Origin of the sequence: Nostoc sp. (genome assembly GCF_036918245.1) — a bacterium.
Taxonomy (GTDB): domain Bacteria; phylum Cyanobacteriota; class Cyanobacteriia; order Cyanobacteriales; family Nostocaceae; genus Nostoc.
In genome coordinates this window covers 19,004-39,977 of the sequence record NZ_JBALEF010000001.1, presented here as the reverse complement: position 1 = coordinate 39,977, position 20,974 = coordinate 19,004, and the positions used below count along the sequence as shown (strand labels likewise).

General features: G+C 40.7%; 24 protein-coding genes. 10 read left to right on the top strand and 14 right to left on the bottom strand.

Features of this window, described 5'->3' with window-relative positions; genetic code table 11:
* Positions 1-66: 66 nt before the first annotated feature.
* Positions 67-300: a hypothetical protein gene (locus V7L12_RS00200; RefSeq protein ID WP_335080992.1), complete on the bottom strand. Its 234-nt coding sequence runs from the start codon at positions 298-300 to the stop codon at positions 67-69.
* Between the two features lie 36 nt (positions 301-336).
* Positions 337-579, bottom strand: coding sequence for a hypothetical protein (locus V7L12_RS00195; protein ID WP_335080990.1), 243 nt, complete (start codon positions 577-579; stop codon positions 337-339).
* A gap of 529 nt (positions 580-1,108) precedes the next feature.
* On the opposite strand from V7L12_RS00195, the gene V7L12_RS00190 reads away from it, so the two are divergent.
* From V7L12_RS00190 to ftsH3, 4 genes are all read left to right on the top strand, one after another.
* Positions 1,109-1,894: a hypothetical protein gene (locus tag V7L12_RS00190; RefSeq protein ID WP_335080988.1), complete on the top strand. Its 786-nt coding sequence runs from the start codon at positions 1,109-1,111 to the stop codon at positions 1,892-1,894.
* 97 nt (positions 1,895-1,991) lie between these two features.
* Positions 1,992-2,411 carry a GNAT family N-acetyltransferase gene (locus V7L12_RS00185; RefSeq protein ID WP_335080986.1) on the top strand — a complete coding sequence of 140 codons (420 nt, stop codon included), beginning with the start codon at positions 1,992-1,994 and terminating at the stop codon, positions 2,409-2,411.
* Positions 2,412-2,428: 17 nt separating this feature from the next.
* Entirely contained in the window at positions 2,429-3,223 is a 795-nt protein-coding gene (locus tag V7L12_RS00180) for an aminotransferase class IV (RefSeq protein ID WP_335080984.1), read from the top strand.
* A gap of 113 nt (positions 3,224-3,336) precedes the next feature.
* A complete protein-coding gene (ftsH3, locus tag V7L12_RS00175) occupies positions 3,337-5,178 on the top strand; it encodes an ATP-dependent zinc metalloprotease FtsH3 (protein ID WP_334924929.1) in 1,842 nt (613 codons plus the stop codon).
* 548 nt (positions 5,179-5,726) lie between these two features.
* On the opposite strand, the gene V7L12_RS00170 is transcribed toward ftsH3, so the two are convergent.
* Positions 5,727-5,945 carry a hypothetical protein gene (locus tag V7L12_RS00170; RefSeq protein WP_292858214.1) on the bottom strand — a complete coding sequence of 73 codons (219 nt, stop codon included), beginning with the start codon at positions 5,943-5,945 and terminating at the stop codon, positions 5,727-5,729.
* Positions 5,946-6,551: 606 nt separating this feature from the next.
* Complete coding sequence (locus V7L12_RS00165) at positions 6,552-7,328, bottom strand: ABC transporter permease (protein WP_335080982.1); 777 nt, start codon at positions 7,326-7,328, stop codon at positions 6,552-6,554.
* 429 nt (positions 7,329-7,757) lie between these two features.
* Between V7L12_RS00165 and V7L12_RS00160 the strand changes: the two genes are divergently transcribed.
* Complete coding sequence (locus V7L12_RS00160; protein WP_335080980.1) at positions 7,758-8,906, top strand: DegT/DnrJ/EryC1/StrS family aminotransferase; 1,149 nt, start codon at positions 7,758-7,760, stop codon at positions 8,904-8,906.
* Positions 8,907-8,996: 90 nt separating this feature from the next.
* Here V7L12_RS00160 and V7L12_RS00155 read toward each other — a convergent pair whose 3' ends face one another.
* Genes V7L12_RS00155 through V7L12_RS00145 form a run of 3 tightly spaced genes read right to left on the bottom strand, consistent with a single transcriptional unit; the run spans position 8,997 to position 10,495 of the window.
* Positions 8,997-9,740 (bottom strand): DUF561 domain-containing protein, encoded by a 744-nt coding sequence (locus V7L12_RS00155; protein WP_335080978.1) that lies wholly within the window; start codon positions 9,738-9,740, stop codon positions 8,997-8,999.
* The gene (locus tag V7L12_RS00150) at positions 9,737-9,919 is read right to left on the bottom strand and encodes a hypothetical protein (protein WP_335080976.1); all 183 of its coding nucleotides are present in this window, start codon (positions 9,917-9,919) and stop codon (positions 9,737-9,739) included. Before V7L12_RS00150 ends, V7L12_RS00155 begins: the two co-directional genes overlap by 4 nt.
* Positions 9,920-9,952: 33 nt before the next feature.
* Positions 9,953-10,495, bottom strand: a complete 543-nt coding sequence (locus tag V7L12_RS00145; RefSeq protein ID WP_335080974.1) for a Uma2 family endonuclease — start codon at positions 10,493-10,495, stop codon at positions 9,953-9,955.
* A 181-nt stretch (positions 10,496-10,676) separates the two neighbouring features.
* On the opposite strand from V7L12_RS00145, the gene V7L12_RS00140 reads away from it, so the two are divergent.
* Positions 10,677-11,147: a GAF domain-containing protein gene (locus tag V7L12_RS00140; protein WP_335080972.1), complete on the top strand. Its 471-nt coding sequence runs from the start codon at positions 10,677-10,679 to the stop codon at positions 11,145-11,147.
* Positions 11,148-11,158: 11 nt separating this feature from the next.
* On the opposite strand, the gene V7L12_RS00135 is transcribed toward V7L12_RS00140, so the two are convergent.
* Positions 11,159-13,537, bottom strand: coding sequence for an AAA family ATPase (locus V7L12_RS00135; protein ID WP_335080970.1), 2,379 nt, complete (start codon positions 13,535-13,537; stop codon positions 11,159-11,161).
* Positions 13,538-13,906: 369 nt separating this feature from the next.
* On the opposite strand from V7L12_RS00135, the gene V7L12_RS00130 reads away from it, so the two are divergent.
* Positions 13,907-14,179, top strand: a complete 273-nt coding sequence (locus tag V7L12_RS00130) for a hypothetical protein (RefSeq protein ID WP_335080968.1) — start codon at positions 13,907-13,909, stop codon at positions 14,177-14,179.
* A gap of 104 nt (positions 14,180-14,283) precedes the next feature.
* On the top strand, positions 14,284-14,511 hold the full coding sequence (locus tag V7L12_RS00125; protein ID WP_292779432.1) for a hypothetical protein: 228 nt from the start codon (positions 14,284-14,286) through the stop codon (positions 14,509-14,511).
* An 88-nt stretch (positions 14,512-14,599) separates the two neighbouring features.
* Here the strand turns inward: V7L12_RS00125 and V7L12_RS00120 are convergent, their stop codons facing one another.
* Entirely contained in the window at positions 14,600-15,535 is a 936-nt protein-coding gene (locus V7L12_RS00120; protein ID WP_335080966.1) for a putative 2-dehydropantoate 2-reductase, read from the bottom strand.
* A 168-nt stretch (positions 15,536-15,703) separates the two neighbouring features.
* Between V7L12_RS00120 and V7L12_RS00115 the strand changes: the two genes are divergently transcribed.
* Together V7L12_RS00115 and V7L12_RS00110 are read left to right on the top strand one after the other, a co-directional pair.
* Entirely contained in the window at positions 15,704-16,105 is a 402-nt protein-coding gene (locus tag V7L12_RS00115) for a fasciclin domain-containing protein (RefSeq protein ID WP_335080963.1), read from the top strand.
* 205 nt (positions 16,106-16,310) lie between these two features.
* Positions 16,311-16,640: a hypothetical protein gene (locus tag V7L12_RS00110; protein ID WP_335080961.1), complete on the top strand. Its 330-nt coding sequence runs from the start codon at positions 16,311-16,313 to the stop codon at positions 16,638-16,640.
* A gap of 37 nt (positions 16,641-16,677) precedes the next feature.
* Here V7L12_RS00110 and V7L12_RS00105 read toward each other — a convergent pair whose 3' ends face one another.
* From V7L12_RS00105 to V7L12_RS00085, 5 genes are all read right to left on the bottom strand, one after another.
* Positions 16,678-17,226: a GNAT family N-acetyltransferase gene (locus V7L12_RS00105; RefSeq protein ID WP_335080959.1), complete on the bottom strand. Its 549-nt coding sequence runs from the start codon at positions 17,224-17,226 to the stop codon at positions 16,678-16,680.
* Positions 17,223-18,578, bottom strand: coding sequence for a UDP-N-acetylmuramoyl-tripeptide--D-alanyl-D-alanine ligase (locus tag V7L12_RS00100; RefSeq protein ID WP_335080957.1), 1,356 nt, complete (start codon positions 18,576-18,578; stop codon positions 17,223-17,225). The genes V7L12_RS00105 and V7L12_RS00100 overlap by 4 nt, the downstream gene beginning before the upstream one ends.
* Before the next feature lie 147 nt (positions 18,579-18,725).
* A complete protein-coding gene (locus V7L12_RS00095; RefSeq protein ID WP_335080955.1) occupies positions 18,726-19,172 on the bottom strand; it encodes a tellurite resistance TerB family protein in 447 nt (148 codons plus the stop codon).
* Positions 19,173-19,348: 176 nt separating this feature from the next.
* A complete protein-coding gene (locus tag V7L12_RS00090) occupies positions 19,349-19,486 on the bottom strand; it encodes a hypothetical protein (protein WP_190240853.1) in 138 nt (45 codons plus the stop codon).
* 558 nt (positions 19,487-20,044) lie between these two features.
* Positions 20,045-20,965, bottom strand: coding sequence for a histone deacetylase family protein (locus V7L12_RS00085; protein WP_335080953.1), 921 nt, complete (start codon positions 20,963-20,965; stop codon positions 20,045-20,047).
* Between the last annotated feature and the right edge of the window lie 9 nt (positions 20,966-20,974).

Sequence of the window (20,974 nt, the reverse complement as noted above, 5' to 3'; positions counted from 1 at the left end):
TAACCTACAGGTGTGGACAAGTTCATATCCTGTAAGTATTTTTGGGTTAATATCAATTAATAAATATTAACTCTGGGGACGGGATAGCGATTGTTGTGAAGTTTTACGAGATTTCATAATTTCTATAAAAAATCCATACAACTTCTGCAAACTTTCTATATTTTTTTGCATAATTTCCCGACTTTCTTTGATTTGAGTTAGATGAAATTCGCGAAGTTCTGTATATGGACCGCTCCCAACAAATTGACTACCAACTTCATTAGTTATATCACCATCAATTAGATTGATTCTAGTGTGCATTCGATTACCTGTTTGAGCAATTTGCTGCCCTTGTACTTATTCTAAGTGGGTAGATGATTCTGGAACCCAAGTAGTAATTTCTAGCTCGACAACTTCAACTATTGCTGTTTGAATAGCATCAATAATTTCATCAATATTGAATCCTTCTCCCTTACTATTCAGCTTCTTAACTTTTATTTTAAATTCACTACTTGGTTTGCTATATTGACTATTACTTTCCCAATTTTCTATGGCTTGACCATTAGTTTCTGTGTTTTCGTTAAGAGTATTATTCACCATGATGTTTTAGAGGTTACAGACAAATTTAAATATAAACAAGATACAACTATAGGTTATGTCAAAATTTTTAAGGGTTTTACTAAAAAAAAGTAATTAAAGTCAAAACAACTTAATATTTTAAAATTTTTTACTAAAAAAATTTATGATTTCCAAGAGCCAAATTTATCTTAGAAAAAGAATAATACCATTTTAGATTTTGGATGCACTGCAACGCAGTGCATCCAGCACTGCCGTAGGGTTTCCCCATTGTCCTAAGTAGCGTGATTCTGAAATAATTATTTAATTAGCTTTTGGGCGTTTCGTTCTAATCGGTATAAATTAGATATTACTTTTATACAAATAACACTCAAATATATCTCAGAGCAAAGATAAAATTAAAGTATTAATAGGCACTATATAATAAAATTAGTTTATTTGAGTCAACTTTTTTTATCTTACCTAGCAAAGCTTAGACGTACAAGTAGGCCTGACTTTTCTTATACCACTATGTATACAATGATATGACTGCGATCATAAAGCCAAGGAAAATATGTTGTTATCTCGTCAAGCTTTTGCTACACCTTTTGTAATTTGTATGTGTATTTTAGGAGTTGGCTTGATTCAATTCCCTCAATTGCAAAAACTAATAAACAGAAAACAATCTGCCTCTTTTAAAACTCTAGAAAAAGAAATAAAATCTGAAAAGATCCGTCTTAATTTTCTCGATAAAATGCCTAGTTTTGGTTATGATAACTTCATTGCAGATTTGGTATATCTCAATTTTCTCCAATATTTCGGAGATGATGAAGTTCGGGATAAAACAGGTTACAGTTTAAGTCCAGAATATTTTGAAGTTATCCTAGAACGTGACCCGCGATTTTTAGCAGCGTATCGCAGTCTTTCGATTAGTACTTCATTGTATGCTGGTATGCCAGAACGTGCGATCGCACTATCAGAGAAAGGCTTAAAATCAATATCTCCGTCAGTTCCCGAAAAGTCTTATTATATATGGCGTTTTAAAGGAGTTGATGAGTTATTATTTTTAGGCAACGCTCAAGCTGCCCAACAGTCTTTTGCAACAGCGGCAAACTGGGCAAGTAAATTTTCAGATCCAGAGAGTCAGCTTATAGCTAATACTTCCCAAAGAACTGCTGAATTTCTGAGTCTAAATCCTAACAGTAAATATGCTCAAATTTATACATGGTCAATGGTTTTAAATAATCATGCTGATGAAAGAACTCAGAAACGCGCAATTAAGGAAATCGAAGCCTTGGGAGGAAAAATAGTTACAACTCCTGAAGGTACTTATAAAATTATATTTCCCCCTAAAGATTAAATTATTATTTATCATGAGTTGCTGCAAGTGCAGTAGAGAATTATATTCACCTAATTGGTTTCAAATTTCTCATGCATGATTGAGTAAGGTAATAGCGATGTCAATACAATTGGCAGAATCTGACTTTCAAATATTAGGGTGTTTTCCTGTTATCTCTCAGTTGCGCCCTCACCTTGAGCAGACTAAGTTTGTAGAACAAGTTCGATATCAAATGAAAGAAGGATATCAACTTGCATTCTTGGAAGTAGAAAAGCAAGCTGTAGCAGTCGCTGGATTTCGCATTTCTAATTGTTTAGCATCAGGAAAGCTTTTATACATTGATGATTTAGTTGTTGATGAGTTGAAGCGGTCATACAGCTATGGTCAACAGTTATTTCAGTGGCTAATTGAATATGCCAGAAATCATGACTGTAAACACCTGAGTCTAGATTCTGGTGTTCAGCGATTTGCAGCCCACAGGTTTTATCTCATGCAGCGTATGAGCATTACAAGTCATCATTTTTCAATAGAGTTGTAGCAACAAGCAATTTGGTTGTGACAAATAATATTTTTTGGTATGACGGCAAATTAATTCACTCTCAAACCCTAGAATTAAACATTAACGATCCGGGTTTACTTTATGGGGCAACTGTTTTTACAACATTGCGGGTTTATGAGAACTCTCTAGATAGTAATTTAACTAATTGGCAAGCACATTGCGATCGCTTACTTTTCTCATTACAAACTTTTGGCTGGCAGCAACCCGATTGGAACCGTCTGCGTCAAGGCGCTCAAACTCTTCTGGCACACTTTCCTGTTCTCCGAATTACCCTCTTTCCCGATGGACGGGAATGGATAACTGGTAGATTCTTACCACAAAATTTGACAGAAAAACAAAATAATGGTATTTCCTGCGCTATTGCCAGTTCAGAATTTTCTCGCTCTCTCCCCTCTCATAAAACTGGAAACTATTTGAGTGCTTGGTTGGCAAAAACTAGCTCAGATGCTCAAGAAGCAATATTAGTCGATGCTCAAGGAAATTGGCTAGAAACCAGTACAGGCAACCTTTGGGGATGGTGCGATCGCAGTTGGTACACGCCACCTTTGACAGCCGGAATTTTGCCAGGAATTATCCGATCGCAACTTATAAACTGGTTGCAAAACCACCACCAGCCAGTGCGAGAAGAAACTTGGAGCGTCGAGTTAGTCCAGAGATTTGAAGCGATCGCCTACACTAATAGTGTGGTAGAAATTATTCCCATTCATACCGTTCATCTGCCTTCAGGGTCGCTACAATGTAATCCCTACCATCATAGTTTTCAGCTAATAAGGGAGCTTTTTTTAGCATGACATCCACGCCAAATTTGTTATATCTTAAGATAAGTTAACATAATTCTTAATAATGACTTTTGCGAGCAGAGAAGCTAGGCGATGGCGCGAAAAATACCGGAGGATAGACCTTAGTGAATAAAAGATGGAGAAATGCAGGGCTGTACGCGCTGCTGTTTATTGTCGTAATTGCGCTGGGAACAGCATTTTTTGACAAACAACCCCAAAGCAGAGAGACATGGCGATATAGTCGCTTTATTCAAGAAGTTCAGCAAGGCAGAGTAGAAAAAGTCAGTTTGAGTGCAGACCGCTCTACAGCACTAGTTACACCCAAATATGACCCAGCTAAACGGATTGTTACCTTAGTCAACGATCCAGATTTGATTAATACTCTGACTTCTAAAGGCGTTGATATTTCTGTTTTGCCCCAAACCGACGAAGGATTTTGGTTTAAGGCACTGAGCAGCTTATTTTTCCCTGTATTGCTTTTGGTTGGCTTATTCTTCTTACTACGTCGCGCTCAAAGTGGCCCAGGTAGCCAAGCGATGAACTTTGGCAAATCTAAAGCCAGAGTGCAAATGGAACCACAAACTCAGGTGACATTTGGCGATGTCGCTGGTATTGACCAAGCCAAGTTGGAATTAAACGAAGTCGTAGACTTTTTGAAAAACGCCGATCGCTTTACTGCTGTTGGTGCAAAAATTCCTAAAGGTGTGTTGTTAGTTGGCCCTCCTGGTACAGGTAAAACTCTCCTAGCTCGTGCTGTAGCTGGTGAAGCAGGTGTACCCTTCTTCTCAATCTCCGGTTCGGAATTTGTGGAAATGTTCGTCGGTGTGGGTGCATCCCGCGTCCGCGATTTATTTGAACAAGCTAAGACCAATGCTCCTTGTATCGTCTTCATCGATGAAATTGACGCTGTAGGTCGTCAACGGGGTGCTGGTTTAGGTGGTGGTAACGATGAGCGGGAACAAACCCTCAACCAGTTGCTCACAGAAATGGATGGCTTTGAAGGCAACACTGGCATCATCATTATTGCCGCTACCAACCGTCCTGATGTTCTAGATGCAGCCCTGTTGCGTCCAGGTCGCTTTGACCGTCAAGTTGTGGTAGACCGTCCCGACTATGCCGGACGCAGCGAAATCCTCAAGGTACACGCCCGTGGCAAGACCTTGGCGAAAGATGTGGATTTGGATAAAATTGCCCGTCGGACTCCTGGATTTACTGGTGCTGATTTATCCAACCTGTTGAATGAAGCCGCAATTCTGGCAGCACGCCGGAATTTGACTGAAATTTCGATGGATGAAATCAACGACGCGATCGATCGCGTATTAGCTGGGCCAGAGAAGAAAGACCGGGTAATGAGCGAAAAGCGTAAAACCTTGGTGGCATATCACGAAGCTGGTCACGCTTTAGTTGGTGCTTTGATGCCTGACTATGACCCAGTACAAAAGATTAGCATCATCCCTCGTGGTCGCGCAGGTGGTTTAACTTGGTTTACCCCCAGCGAAGACCGGATGGACACTGGTTTGTACAGCCGCGCTTATCTGGAAAATCAGATGGCTGTGGCTTTGGGTGGTCGGCTCGCTGAAGAATTAATCTTTGGTGAAGAAGAAGTTACCACTGGTGCTTCTAATGATTTACAACAGGTAGCCCGTGTTGCCCGTCAAATGATTACCCGATTTGGGATGAGCGATCGCTTAGGCCCTGTTGCCCTTGGTCGTCAACAAGGTAATATGTTCCTCGGACGCGATATCATGTCAGAGCGTGATTTTTCTGAAGAAACCGCTGCTGCCATTGATGAAGAAGTCCGCAAACTTGTAGATGTAGCCTATACACGCGCTAAAGAAGTGTTAGTAGGCAACCGCCACGTTCTAGATCAGCTAGCGCAAATGTTGGTTGATAAAGAAACAGTAGACGCCGAAGAGTTGCAAGAAATTCTCTCGAATAACGATGTGACAACCGCTGCCTTTGCCTAATTTAATGAGTAGTTAGGAGTTAGGAGTAGAGACGCGATTAATCGCGTCTTTACAAGAGTTAGGAGTTAAGAACAATTCGTAACTTTTAAAATTTGGGGTAATTCTGGGATTTTCCAGAGTTACCCCAATTTTTTTTATTCTTGGCAAAAGCCCGGCCATGAAGACCGGGCTTTTAATCCGTAATGGGGTTATATTCCCCGGAGGTTCGTTATATGAGTTTCAGTATAAATCGCTAATCTGATAAAGACTACCACCTGAACATAATCAATTCCGGAAAATTAGAAAATTTTTTTTAGATACACTAACGCCGGCAGAACATGCACAAATGCTGGCATAGAGGTTGCACAAACTTGGTATAGATCCTGATTCTCTCTCGTAAGAACTCGAAATCAGGGTAATTCGGAGATTTTACGAATTACCTTGATAGCGATCGATGCAAAATAATTTATGCACTCTGTCGCACACCCCTTATGGCATCAAATAGATAACTTTCTAAATCTCGATCCTACTAGCGTCAAAAGTGACTGGATACTAATCTGTTAGTTAACTTACACTCTGGAAGTGGGTTTCAAAAATAGCCACGCCACAAAGAATGTAGCCGCCGTAAATAGTTGCGTCAAATCCAAAGCAGATAGATAGCCATCTGCAAATGAAGCAATACTGCGATCGGTAATGCCAAATACCCAGGATGACAGGCCAAACAGCCAAATCCCATTTTTGAGATTTCCGACGAATTCCTTAGAGTTTGATCGTTCTTGATCTTTCATAATCTTCTGTTCCGTTGGTGAAGAATCTGGTGATTGATGCTAAATACCTGCCATTAAGAATTTTTTCGGATTCCTGACGCTGAATTTACATTTACTATCTATTAATAATATTAATAAATATTTCACCTACTTGACATGCTTGACCAAAGGTACATCTCCTAATGATGACATTCTTCTTTTGGTTCTGTTATCTCCGATAGACGGCAATGCGTTGAGTTCTCAGCTTTACAGCGTCAGGTTTGAATATTGAAATTAGATTATTTTTAAATAACCATATAAAGATTTATTTATGCTTTGCATAAAATACTTCATAGGATAGATGCGTTTCCAAAATATTTTCATATTTCAATTGTGTAGAGACTTCAAAGGGGCGCATAGCTAGCTGTGTACCCCTACAAGGAAATGAAATACTTATTTTGGAGTAGTACAATGTCTAAGATAGTAATGAAAAGTTTGTAGTAAGCACTTTAGTGCTTCTAGAATAAGGACTAAAGTCCTTACTACGAACTTGCTTACCCATCAATTGAAACTTGACAGACTAGTAGATTAATCCCTTCACCCTACTCAGCACGGGCTAAACCTTAGCTATCCGCTAACAGACACTCTTCATCTCACCAACTGCGCGGCAGAATTAAAAAATTGACGACACAACCCCCTCGTGACTAAAACTGTTGTCAACAAGTTAGCAAAAGCAACCATGAACATAATCAAAATTTCGTAGGAGACAGCATCTAGAGGTTTGACACCAGCTAATAACTGTCCGGTGGTAATTCCTGGTATTGCGACCATACCTATGAGTATCATTTGATTGAGAGTAGGAATCAATCCGGCTTTGATGGCGTCTTTGCGATACTGGCTAACTGCTTGCTCTGGAGTTGCACCTAAGCTTAAATGGGTTTCTATTTCGAGATGGCTGGAATTAATGGTGCTAACAAGGCGATCGCCTGCTAACGCAGCTGCATTGGTAGCATTACCTAAGACTATCCCTGCTAGGGGAATTATATACTGTGGTTCGTACCATCTCTCTGGTTGAACGATCAAGAAGTTGATGTAAAACACTGTCACGGCGGTACTAATTAAAATTGCACCCCACACCAAAGGCAACAGATGAGGAATTTTTTGGCTGATGCGATTTCGTGCGACAATCGCCGTAATTGTCAGCATTATTGCTAATAGCGCCAAAACTGCCCAAGCATTGTCTAAAGCCAAGATGAAATCTAAAATGTATCCCAATACAAGAAGTTGTAAGATGGTTCTCCCAGTAGCAAGGGCTAGGTTCAACTCTAATCCTAATTTTTCCCAAGCAGATAAACCAATGGCGATCGCCATCAATCCCACAGCAATAGCTAAATCCACAAAATCCAGCTTGATCAGATCCTGCATGGGTTCTCTATCTCCTGGTATTTTCTTCTCAAAGCAGCCCACACAAGAGGAACTTTGACCAGATGTGTTGGATCTTGGTTGATATATATCACTTTCATCAATTCAAAATTCCAAAATGGTACAACCTTAACATGGCAAACACCTAGTACAGCGGGCGCGGAAATAAACATACCATTTCAAATGCCGCAAGAGCTGGGAATACAATTCTTTTGACTTTTGACTTTTGACTTCCGCCTTGCGGTACTAGTATGCCTACTATCTGTAAATTAAATGTGCGGTGGTTTCCCGCACCACAATTTAAGTAAAAACCCTAATAGATGCGTATCTTGGGCGATAGTCTTTTAGTAGCTCCTCTTTGATTAACAATTCAATCAGCAAAAATTGACTGTCGAAGTGCATCCTTTGTATCTCCCGATAAAATGAGAACTCATGATCCAAAGTGTAAATCCCATCCCTGCTTTTGATATCAAGCAGCAATACACCACCATCGAAGCAGAAGTAAGTGCAGCCGTCTTAGAGGTTTTAGCTTCTGGCCGCTATATCGGCGGCCCCTTAGTCGAAGGCTTTGAACAACAGTTTGCCGCTTATAATACTGTTACTGAATGTGTGGCTTGTAATTCTGGTACTGATGCGCTCTACTTGGCGTTACGAGTCTTGGACATTGGTGCAGGCGATGAAGTGATTACAACGCCTTTTACCTTTATTGCGACATCTGAAGTAATTAGCGCCGTGGGTGCAAAGCCTGTTTTCGTTGATATTGACGCGACTACGTTTAATTTAGATGTGGAGCAAGTCGCAGCAGCGATTACACCTAAAACTAAAGCGATTATCCCGGTTCACCTATTTGGACAACCTGTGGATATGACATCATTAATGGCGATCGCTCAGTCTCACAATTTGTCAATAATTGAAGATTGCGCTCAGTCTACAGGCGCGATTTGGGCTGATGAAAAAGTAGGAAGTATTGGACATATTGGTTGCTTTAGTTTCTACCCTACCAAAAATCTTGGTGGTTGCGGCGATGGTGGAGCAATAACGACTAACGATCCAGCGATCGCCACTAAATTGCGAATCCTACGAGATCATGGTAGTAAGATTCGATATTTACACGAAGAAATCGGTGTAAATAGCCGATTAGACGCTCTCCAAGCAGCCATTTTGCAGATTAAGCTACGTTATTTAGATATTTGGAACGATCGCCGCCGAGATATCGCCAATTATTACTATCAGTTCCTCAGTCAACTTCCGGGGATTGTCCCGCCCCAAGAATTACCTGGGGGTATTGGGGTGTGGAATCAATACACTATTCGCATATCAGGCGAAGGGCGCAATGGTGCTAGCGCCAAATATCGAGATTGGGTGCGTAGTCAATTACAAGAACAGGGCGTGAGTTCAATGATTTACTACCCCCACCCTTTACATTTGCAGCCAGTTTATCAAAGTCTGGGCTATGAAATTGGCGACTTACCAATAGCAGAGCAAGCTTGCCATGAGGTTATATCCTTGCCTATGTTCCCAGAACTGACACAACAGCAGCAAGACCAGGTGATTTATGCGTTGAAAGAAGTTATGAGTTAGAAGTTAGAAGTTAGAAGTTTTGGATGAATAAGTTTCTTCAACTCCTAACTCATCACTCCTGTACAGACGCGATTAATCGCGTCTGTACTCCTAACTCATTACTGCATTTGCAGTCGCTAAGGCTTCTACTAAGCCGCGCACAGCAGCAATCATTGCGACTTCGCTATTAAGTTGGTTGATGGCGGAACCAACACCAACACCAGCAGCACCAGCCGCGATCGCTAACGGTGCGGTAACGTTAGAAATGCCGGAAGCACACAATACTGGCACTGACACTACACGGGAAATCTCAAAAGCTGCTGCCAAGGTGGGAGCAGCTTTTTCAATTAATCCTAGAGTTCCGGGGTGAACTGGGTTACTGCTAGTACCGCCTTCGGTTTGGATAATATCTGCTCCAGCTTTCACCAATTCTTCTGCTAGCTGTACCTGTTGATCTAGTTCCAGGATGTGGGGAACGGTGACAGATAGGGTGATTTCTGGGAGGAGAGCGCGGGTTTGCTTAGTCAGCGCTAGTACTTCCAGAGCCTCAAAGCGGCGTCCTTGAGCATAGAAGGAATCGAAATTCCCGATTTCAATTAAATCAGCACCAGCTGCCACTGCTTGCACAAATTTATCTGGCTCTACTGCTGAAACACAAATAGGTAAATTTGTCAATTTTTTAGCTAGCTGGACTAAAGCTGGATCGGCGGCAATATCGACAAAAGTAGCACCGCCAAATTCAGCAGCTTTGACAGTAGCAGCGACGCTAGCGGCATCGAAGTTATTCAAACCGCTGATCACTTTTAGAACGCGGCGGTTAGTAAATGCACGTTGGAGTGTGGAATGCATCGTCATAGTTTGGCTTTTGAAGCTACGAAAATTAGGTATATTCTACCGTCCCTCAGTTGATGAGAGACTAAATCACTATAGTAGTTGCCAAATATTGATAATTTTTTGATAATTTTATCCTTATTGCCACTAATCAAAGTTTTGCCATCTGTACTGAAAGCGATCGCATAAACTTCTAATTCCATCCATCTATGTCTGTAGGATTTTTTACCACTATCCTAATCAAACTCTAGAGGCCACAAATCTGCAATTGGTACTTCCCATCCTGGGAGCAGTTCAGGAACAGTTAAAATATCGCCATCACGAAGTATTATTGCCTCTTGTCCAAAGTTGTAAACTTCAACAATCCGCTCATCTGGATTGAGCAAAATTCCTACCTTAGTTCCCAAACTCAGAAATTCTTGAATTTTGGCTCTGAGATCCTCTAAATTATCGCTAGGGGACTTCTCCTCTACAGTCAAATCGGGAGCCAATTGAGCAAAGGACTTGGGACTGCGACGCAAGCGTTCGGCTAAAACGAATGAGGCATCTGGTGCGCGCAAATCGGAATTGGGCAATCTGAAACCGGCGCTAGAAGCTGCTGTTCGTCCCAGTTTGCGCGGTCTAACCCAGTTACGTAACTGGGCTACCATTTCAGCTGCGACTTCATCTGATTCGTATCCTGATGGACTCATGACAATAATATTACCCTTGACCAGTTCCATGCGAAAGTCAGGGTGCTGTTGCTGCATTTTTTCCAAGTCTTCAAGCGTTAGGGACATAAAACCTCTAATGAGCGCACGCCTTGTATTTATATTATGGAGACAACAGACCTCTCCAGGAGCGATCGCCCCATGAATTCCCCTGACTTTTCACGGGATGTGGAAAGGGGAGATTGGTTTTGCTAAGTGAATTTTTCTAATTACTTTCCGCGTTTACGATCAAACTTTATTTCCTGCGACTATGACTTCAGAAACCAAACCCATTTTTGATACCCTGACTGATGAAGGGTCTGTCATCGACTGGAACCGACTGCTGACCGAAATCCTGACCGCTTTCGACTGTTCTACAGGTAGCATCCATACCCTAAATCAACACAGCCAGTTATTCCACATAAAGGCTTACCAAGGCATTCCAGAATTGCTTTTGCCTAAAATGACGATAATTCCCATTGGCAAAGGAATGGCCGGTGTCGCCGCCGAACGCAAGCGACCCGTACAGATTTGCAACCTGCAAACCGACGAATCAGGAGTGGCGAGGCCCTCAGCAAAGAAAACGAAGGTAGAAGGCTCGATTGCAGTGCCGCTGATGCTGAATGGTCAATTGCATGGTATCTTGGGCATTGCCAAGCCAGTTCCCTACGAATTTACTCCCGAAGAGGAAGAGACACTGATGGAGATTGGAGAGGCTATTAGCCGGAAAGTCGTTAGTTAAAATCAAATAACTTATTTTTCCAAATACTCCATTGCTGTTTGTACTTTTTCAACTTGCCGGGGTGCTTGCATTTCGTTAAAGAGTGCGTAGGCGTAGCCCGTCGCAGACATCGCTTGGACAAAACTTTCCCTACTCTGCTCAATTTCACCCATTTTTTTATGAGTCAATGCCAACTGATAATAAGCCTCAGCTAAGTCTGATTTTGCACCTATTTTATCAAGAATTTCTATTGCTTGTGAATGATAAAAAATTGCTCTGGTAAATTCTCCCTGTTCTCTAAAAATTTCAGCTAGAGAACTTATAGCTTTAGCTTTGATTTGGGTAAAGTTGTTTTCTTCAGCATGAAATATAGCTCGTTGGCATAACTCAAAGGATTTTTTAAGATTACCTAAATTCTTATAAGTTAAGCAGAGACTTACTAAACTATGCCCGATTCCCCATAAAGTTACTCTAGTTGATGATGACATCGCAGAAAAGGCAGCTTCAGCAAGATGAAAGGCATCTTCTCCACTACCAGTGCGTGATTTTATCAAAGCTAAACAGCATTGACTATAAGTCATATAATCATCAAGGTTGCTATTCTGTTCAGCAAGGCTACAAACAGAATTGAAACAATCTTCGGCTGCTTCTATTTCCCATAATTCAAGTTTACAAAGTCCTGTATTGAACAAAATAGATATTTTTGTTTGCTTGACATCTAATTTGCCTAATACTTCTTCTGATTTCTCATAGCATTCTATAGCTTCTCTAATGCAACCGATAATTCGATATGTATAGCCAAGGATATTGTAAAGTCTAATTAGTCTTTCTTGCGATTTTATATCGTCTATTATCCGTTTAATGACAGAGAAATTTTTCTGGAGCAGTCCCAGCTGGTAAAAAGAGCAACCCAAAGGCAAACCTATACTCCACTGTTTACCTCGCCCTTGTAAAATTACATCACCAGCTTGCTCAAAATCACTAATTTCTACATAATGATAATAAGCTTCTAAAGCTGTTAATGCATCTGTAATATTTTTGATTTCTGTAACTCGTTGCGTCCAACATTCGGCGGCTTTTCGGTTTACTAATTCCCATTCTTCACTGACTAATCTTAATCTACTAATTGCTTCATCACGAATTACCGGATGTAGCCAATATTGTCCTTTTTTTGCTTCTATTAAAGACAAATCTTGCAGAGCTTTAATTATACTTCTACGTTTTTGTTCTGGTACATCCCAAAGTAAACAAAAAACTCCCTCGATCGATAATGAAGGAATATCTTGATAACGATAGCATCCTAAACGACACAGGAGGCTATAGGCTTCTAAGTCATTTTTTTGGAGACGGGTAAATTGACTGGCAACTAAATCTTTTAACTCTCTTTCTATTAATAAATCTGTACAGTTTTCCTGCCAATAGGCGTGTATGTCACCAGAAAAATCTGTCAATATTGCTCCTCGGAGAATTTGCATTGCTTTGGCGTTCCCTCCATAAGCTCTGCACATTTCACCGAGAATAGTATAATCACAATTGATGTGGCAATTACTGAAAAACTCTCGCCATGCTTCATCATCTAAACCTTCGAGTGGATAGAGATAAACCTCTACACTAGACTCCCGTAAACGCTCACGACTTGTTACTAAAGTAACAGAATGCACATCCGAATCTGCTAATACTCTCAATAGCTCAACATAAGGGCGACGATATTCTAAAAACTTGCCATTTTTATCGAGAGCAGTTTCTAGATTATCGATAAATACGCCAATTTTAGAAGTTTGTTCTCGGAGTTTGCGCCGTAGTCGTTCTAAGCTGATACCAAAGTCTCCTCCCGGTTCTTCGTTAAAGTATCGCCGTAGCCATTCTTCAACCACACTCTCTACAGGAGTAAGGTTTTGGATTTCTGTGGCCATCCACAGTTCTAGTACAAAATTAAATTTTTGACTTTTAAAATATTTGCGTGCTAATCTTGTTTTGCCAACACCACCTTCACCTTGGATGAGGATAACTTTTTCTCCCTGACTGACTAAGGTGTGGAGTTCGGCTATTTGGCGATCGCGCCCTACGAAGTTAGAATCTAAATCTTGGGGTTTAGTGCCATTGCCCTCTAAATTGGGAATCTGGCTGATTTTTAGCGACTGTTGAGTTGTTCTAAATCCCTGAACCACGCCTTGGAAGGTAGATTTGGAGACTTTCACTCCCAGCACTTTTGATAGTAAATGCCAAAGTTCTGCGCCAACTGATTTTAAATGCGCTTCTGTATAACCACGCCTGTTGGCAATATCCTGGTAAGTTCGCCTTTCATCCTCCCACAAATGACGCAAGATAATCCTTTGAGTTTTATCTAAGTGTTCTCCCGTCTTGAGAAAAACCAAGTTATCTACAAACTCTAAGGCTTCTTCTACACCCATTTGCGAACTTGATGTATCATTTGTAATTCATTATAACGATATTTTTACTACTTCTTCCTACCCGCCATACTACAAGATACTTTTTCCTACTCGGTAGGAAACTTACTTTATATTACTGCAAAGCGTTTGTGGTTGTATTACTCTTGTAAGTAATACAGGCAAAGTTAAGTTAAGCGTCAAGAAAAGGTGGTTGAGGAGAGATTTAGAGAGCGCTACTACTGCAAGTTTAGTAAATCACAGCTGTTACTCTGCCATATTAACTACTGATGAAAGTGGTGTCTACTAAACAGGCAGTGCGTATTAACTAACTAGATTCTGTAGAGCGTATTTACAACTAAGTATGTAAGTCTTTACTTTACAGGAGGTTCAATGATGTTAGACAAAGATTGTCATCATGATTGCAATCAAAATCAGTGCCCTTTTGCCCAAGATACGCGTAATCCCAATAGATATGTCTGCCTCAAATGTGGTGTTGAGCGAGAAATAAATAAGTATTCCTCTGGGTTTGGCTCGTTTTTGCTCCTGTTGTTGGGCTTGTTTATTTCATTCCAACTATTAGTTAATTATGAAAAGCAAGATAATCCACAAAAGCAGCAACAGTCTTTGAATAATTCAACCAACAAGGCAATTATCCAATTTTAAAACTAATACTGTTGATTCCCCACAGCCTACTTTTTTAATGAGGAGTGGGGGAATCAAAAAGAATATCCATTGCTCAAAATTTAGCTACTTTCGTGAGTAAAACTATGGACGCAAATCAGGATACGCTTTTATTTCGCTTTGCCTCTAAATCCTTAAAATATTTTTTGTTGGTGCTATTCGGCATTGCGATCGCTTACGTTTTATCAAGTGGTTTGGGTATCTTACAAATCATACCCATACTGCTGTACCTTTTACAACAATTTTTGCTTCCACTGGGAATTATCCTGTTGTGTTTAATTACAATAGCAGTCATTTTTGAATCCCTGCGTTAAAAATTGGGGGAGTAGCAAGTTAGGAGTTAAGAGTTAGGAGTTAGGAGTTAGGAGTAAAGAATTGCCTCTCTTGTCTCCCCCATCTCCCTCACTTTCCCCTGGCATCTAAAAACTTCAACTGGTGGTATAAACAGCTAATCTGCACTAAATCCACACCTACTGCTTGGGCTTTTCGTAATGGGTTGCCGAAAATTACTTCTATCTCCAAGGGACGATGTTCGTCGTAGTCAATTTTCATGCTGGGGCGGTAAGGTGTCATTTTGACAGTATAATCGAGCATTGTTTGAATGAAGCGATCGCTGATAATTCGCCCATAACTTTTCGCCCCCACCGCTACTTCATACATCAACTGTTCAACTAACTTGCTAGTATATTCATACGCCATTAATTCATCTGTTCTGGCGTTGAGAATCACAGAAAGCCCATTGTAGGGGATATTCCACACCAGCTTTTTCCAACGTGCTAGTAATAAATCTTCGGCTAATTCTATTGAGATATCAGCGCTTTCAAAATCATCAGCAATTTGCTGCATCCTCTGAGTTATCCCAGCAGGCTGATAATTAGGGGTATATTCACTGAAGACAATTTGCCCATAGTCTAGGTGGTGTATGTGCCCTGGCCCCACTTTGTTAGAACATAAAAAGCACAATCCACCGATAACAGTTACATTACCAACAATTCCAGCGACTTCCTCTTCTACACCAAGTCCGTTCTGTAATACCAACACCACCCCATTATCTTTAACTACAGGTGGCAACATCTTTGGTAGTAAATGGTTTTGCGTTGTCTTCAGTGCCACCACCACCACATCGCATTGTGGCATCTTTTCTACGTCGTTGTAGGCGTGGACTTCGGGAAGGTTAAAGTCACCGTCTTTGGACTCTACCACTAAACCATATTTGTTTACCTGTTCGTAATCACTCTTGAGCAAAAAGTGGACATCCAACCCAGCTTTTTGCAGTCTAGCGCCATAGAATCCACCTAATGCTCCAGTTCCCAGAATGGCATACGTGCGATCAGACATTTCTTTTATAATGGAATTTTCCTAGAAACATCATAAGATGATGTCTGACGGGAGTACGCGTCTAGGTGTAGTTTATTCAACACCTGATTTTAAATTTATTTTGTTTAATAAAACTTAAAAGAGGTTTATTATCCTTTAAAATCTTTTGCAGAGATTTAGGTAAAATATATGGCTGATATTGTTGATATTGCAGTTACGGCTGAGTCTTTTAAAACACTGGTGGCAGCTGTACAAGCTGCTGGTTTAGTAGAAACATTAAAAAGTCCTGGCCCGTTCACTGTCTTTGCACCAAATGACGATGCTTTTGCCAAGTTACCAGCGGGAACTATCCAAACTCTGTTACAAAATATTCCCCAGCTAACGCGGATTTTAAAGTATCATGTCGTTCCAGGAAAGCTGCTACAGACTGATTTGGCACAACTCGGTACGGTTAATTCTGTGGAAGGTTCATCGATTAAAATTGATTCTTCTGATGGTTTTGAAGTCAAAAATGCCACAGTTTTAGCAGCAGATATCGAAGCTGATAATGGTGTGGTACACGTTATCGATACGGTAATTTTACCGGGTTAATTCGGCTAGGGTGGGTGTTTTCCACCCTAGTTATCCAAAAATTTTATAATTAACTAACTATTGGTAGTATTAAAACGCAACTCCATAGTTTAAATTATGTTATATTTGCAATGTGATTACTCACTCATACCTTAATATATATTTCGTCATTTTAAATAAAATAAACTAAATTCTTAAAAAGTTAACATCTATCCCAACAAAATTAATGCTCGATTTTAACACTTTAGCTGAGTTCTCTCGTGGCAACTGCATAAGTATTTGTGCATTTCTCGTACCAGCGAACTTGCTTGTCACAATTTTAACGATCAGCCTGGTAGCGTTACGCCGCCCATCGCATCAAGTGTGGCAATCTGCTGGAATCGCTAGCTTTTTCGCTTCTGTAATGATATTGCACGTATATACTTGGTTCCTGATTGGCGTAGTGATGGCTCCTACTTATATTTTGCTGTGGCTAGCAATCACCTGTTTAGTGACTAATTTGGCAGCAATTCTTTTTCAAAGACGCTACAGTAACAGCCCCAGTCTTTCCAACTGAAGTCCATCAGGCGTCTATGGGTGATATTTTCAGAAAATCATCCATAGACGCCTCTCCATTCATGCTCAAGGATGGCATATAGCCAAGAGTCTCGCCATTCTCCCTTAATCCAATGGTGTTCTCGCAAATATCCTTCTTGCTGCATTCCAATTTTTTGCATAACTCGTGCGGAGGCAATGTTTTCTGGGTGACAAGTGGTAAAGATGCGATGTAAGTCTAACTCCTGAAAACCAAGTGATACAACTGCTTTCACAGCTTCAGTTGCATATCCTTGTCCCCAAAATACCTTAGTGAAAGAGTATCCAATAGAGCCTGTTTTGTTACCAGCATCCTGAACTGATATGCGACAAATACCAATTAATTGCTTTCGGGGTTTTAAAGTTACTGCCAAAGCAAAATGCTGACGGGGTTGTTCGCCTTGCAATGAAATCTCTCTTTGTAAAAAGTTTTTGGTATCTTCTTGGGTATTAGGGCCAAAAGTCAAGTAACGCACAACTTCAGCATCAGCAGCATATTGATGAACTGCTTGCCAATCTGATTCTACAAAGTCTCGCAGTATAAGACGTTCGGTTTCTAGTGGTATCATTTGGGAAATTCTGCACGTAACTGACTGACTACCTGATCTAGTCCTACAGAATGGGCAGCTTTGAACAATAAACGATCGCCTCTTTGCACAAATGTCTTCAACCTAGCCACCATCTCGGCATGAGTTGCAAAACACTCCGATGGGATACCCTCGGCACTAAGAACGATCGCTTCGGCATCTTGTCCATCTACCAAAACCAACAAGCCGTCTAAATTCAACTTTTGCACCGTTTCTCCCACTCGCTGGTGCAACTGCTGCGATCGCTCTCCCAATTCTTTCATTGCACCCAATACGGCAATCTTCCGCTTTCCGGGTGTATCTGCCAATAATTGCAACGCTGCAATCATAGCTTCTGGTGCAGCATTATAAGTTTCATCTAAGATTACCACATCATTGGGTAAGGTAAATCGCTGCGATCGCCCTGTAGGCATATCCACCATTACACCTGCTTTGAGAGATGCCCAATCGATCCCTAAAACCTTTGCCACAGCTAAAGCTGCCAAGAAATTAGTGGCATTATGACGACCAGCTAAAGGTAGAGGTAGTTGGATTCCTGCGACTTCCACAGTCTCGTTATCAATTAATTGCCCTTGAATATCTCCACCAGAAAAGCCGTAAGTTACAACTTCTCCGTGCCAAACTTTCGTCGCTGTGGCCATTAATAAAGGATTGTCGTGGTTGAGAATTGCCACACCATCAGCAGACATTTCGGCTAATAACTCACATTTTGCCTCAGCGATCGCTTCTTCCGAACCCAGTAACTCAATATGCGCCGTCCCCACATTGGTAATCACTCCAATTGTTGGACGCGCTATTTGCGTCAGTTCGGCAATTTGTCCTCTACCCCGCATCGCCATTTCAATCACAGCGTAGTCATTTTCAGTGCCAAGTTCTAGGAGAGTTTTCGGGACACCGATTTCGTTGTTGTAATTTTCATAAGTTTTGTGAACTCGTCCCTTTGTTCCTAAAACTGCGGCGATCAATTCTTTGGTTGTAGTTTTACCCACCGAACCGGTTACACCAATTACAGGAATATTAAAGCGATCGCGCCACCATCGGCCAAGTTTTTGATATGCCTTGAGAGTGTCTTTTACCTGTAATACAGGGAATCCCGGATTTTCGTATTCAAAATCTACAATTGCAGCTATTGCCCCCTTTGCGATCGCAGTTGGCACGAATTCATGTCCATCAAACTTATCGCCTCGGAAAGCGACAAATATTTCACCCGGCTTCAAGGTACGGCTATCTGTTTGGATACCGCTAGTTACTTGTGTTAACGCAGTTTCAGATAAGTTTACAGAGTGGGCCAAAATTACTTCAGCCAGTTGGATTAGAGTCACAGAACAAAGCATAAGCAATTTATAATTTAAAGTTCAAAATCATAAAAGCAAAAAATAGTGGCAAAGAAGCTTAACTTCCGTGCCACGCTTTATTTATAAGCTACTTATACAGTTTAATCAAGTAACGACAATGGGCATAACAAGTTATGTTCGCTCGCCCTATGCATGATTTTTAATCAAGATTACTTGCACAATTTGTATTGCTATCTCACTCGAAACCCCTAAAGCTTGATATAAATCATTTAAGAAGTTTTTTTCTTCTTCAGGTATAATACCTTCAGCTAAGACAAAATCGGTGGCTACTGCAAAGGCTGTTTCCCGCAAATCTTGAGATAGAGAATCTTTTGCTGCATTAAACAAAGCATTAAAGTCATCACCTTGGAGAATGCCCAAAATTTTTTCAAACAGCCTGTTCATCACTTCATTGGGATAACTTTTAAAAAGTTTCATCCGAGATAGCACAGAAATGATAGAATTTGCTTGCTCAACAGAAAGATAACCGTCTGAAGCAGTTGCCGTCAATATAATGACAGCAAAAGCTTCCGCTGGACTGAGTGCTGCTTGGGTTTGGCTTTCTGTGCCCAACACAGCGTCGAATAGACCCATTGTAGTAGCTCCTTGGTTAGAGTCTCAATAGCGTTACAGTTACCTATATGTTTGGTAGATTTACAGGAAAGACTGTGATGCTTGAGACTTTCATCCTTTAGTGTTCCCAGGATTTATTCACGGTGAACACTTGTATCCAATGGTTTTTGGCAGGAACTACATTGCCATCTATAAACTTAGCGTTCTCCTGTCTTTTCTATTGTCTCAATTACCGCCAAACCTATACCAGAAGCTGCCATTAACAGTACTACTGATATCAAATAGGCGTTGGTCAACATTCGTAAAGCTTCATCGAAAAAAATATAGGTGGTCATTGCTTCACCTTATGAACTTTGTGCTGCTAGTGCTATTTATTTCTCCACACCCCGATAGGTGAATTTCGTTGAGAAATTGCTAGCAATTGCATCTTAACAAAACTTTAGCTCTTTCAGAACAGCATTCAAACTTTTTATTTCTGAAGATTTGATGAATTTTAGAAAGCTTTTGTAAAAGAAATTACTTAGTTTTAGTTTAGTTCACAAGTTGTGTCACCCTAAATTTATGTAAAGATAGTTGTTAAATATGTCAACTAACCCTGAAAAATTTCTGAGAATAAACATTTACAAAATGCCTATTTTGGCAAACTATATTGTAAATATAGAAGAAGATTCCCAATTTCTGAAGAAATTGGGAATCTGAGCTACAAATCAAATAGGATTACTACGATCTCAGTGCATATAGGAAAGTTATTCAATTAAGAATTCCAAGGTTTCACTTAAAAAAAGGGTGTTGCAGAATAGTGGAATAAATTGGGACAAGCTTTTGAAGCAGAGGGGGAACTTTAGAAGTCCTCAAATCATCACGCTTTCTGTGCAAGGTCAAAAAAGAAATGCCTAAAATAAACAGCGTTCAATTGTTGCTACAACTGATTGAGAAAGAGAATCAAAATCGTAACCACCTTCTAAGCCAAACAGAATTTTACGAGTTACCCTTAGACAATAATCAGTAAATAAAGCGTAGTCTTCTGGTTGCAAATTAATACTTGCCAAAGGATCTGCGGCATTGCCATCATAACCAGCACTCACAATCAGTAAATCCGCTTGAAAGTTAACTAAAAATGGTACTACCTGTTTTTCAAATAGTGGCTGATATACTGCAATATCACTACCAGGTCGTACTGGTAAATTTAATACATTATTGTGAAAGCCGCGTTCTGTCGATCTTCCCGTACCGGGATAGCATGGATACTGATGTAGGGAACAATAGGCGATGCGTGCTTCTGTTTCAACAATCGCCTGAGTACCATTACCGTGATGCACATCCCAATCGAGGATGGCGACGCGGTTAATTCCAGGTTGTTCTAGAGCAAATAAAGCAGCGATCGCGGCATTAGAAAATAGACAAAAGCCCATCCCTGCATCAGTTTCAGCATGGTGTCCTGGGGGACGCGCTAGTACAAAAGCTGGATTAGCCGACCCGAACACAACCTCAACTCCATCTAACCATGCACTGACTGCCAACAATGCCACATCATAACTGCGTGGGGAAATTGGCGTATCTCCATCCAAAGGGCCGCCGCCACTAGAGGCGATTTGCCACAGTTTTTTGATGTAGGCTGGGCTATGGGCTTTTACCAACGAAGACATCAGTGATGGCTGTTCTGATACTGGTGTAGGCGATCGCCAGGTGATTTGCTCTGCAAATGTAGCTGCTTTTAGGGCATTTGCGATCGCACTTAAACGTTCTGGTTTTTCGGGATGGTATTTTCCAGTCTTGTGATCTAAAAATTCGTCGGAATAAATGACTGGCAGCATAGGACGAAA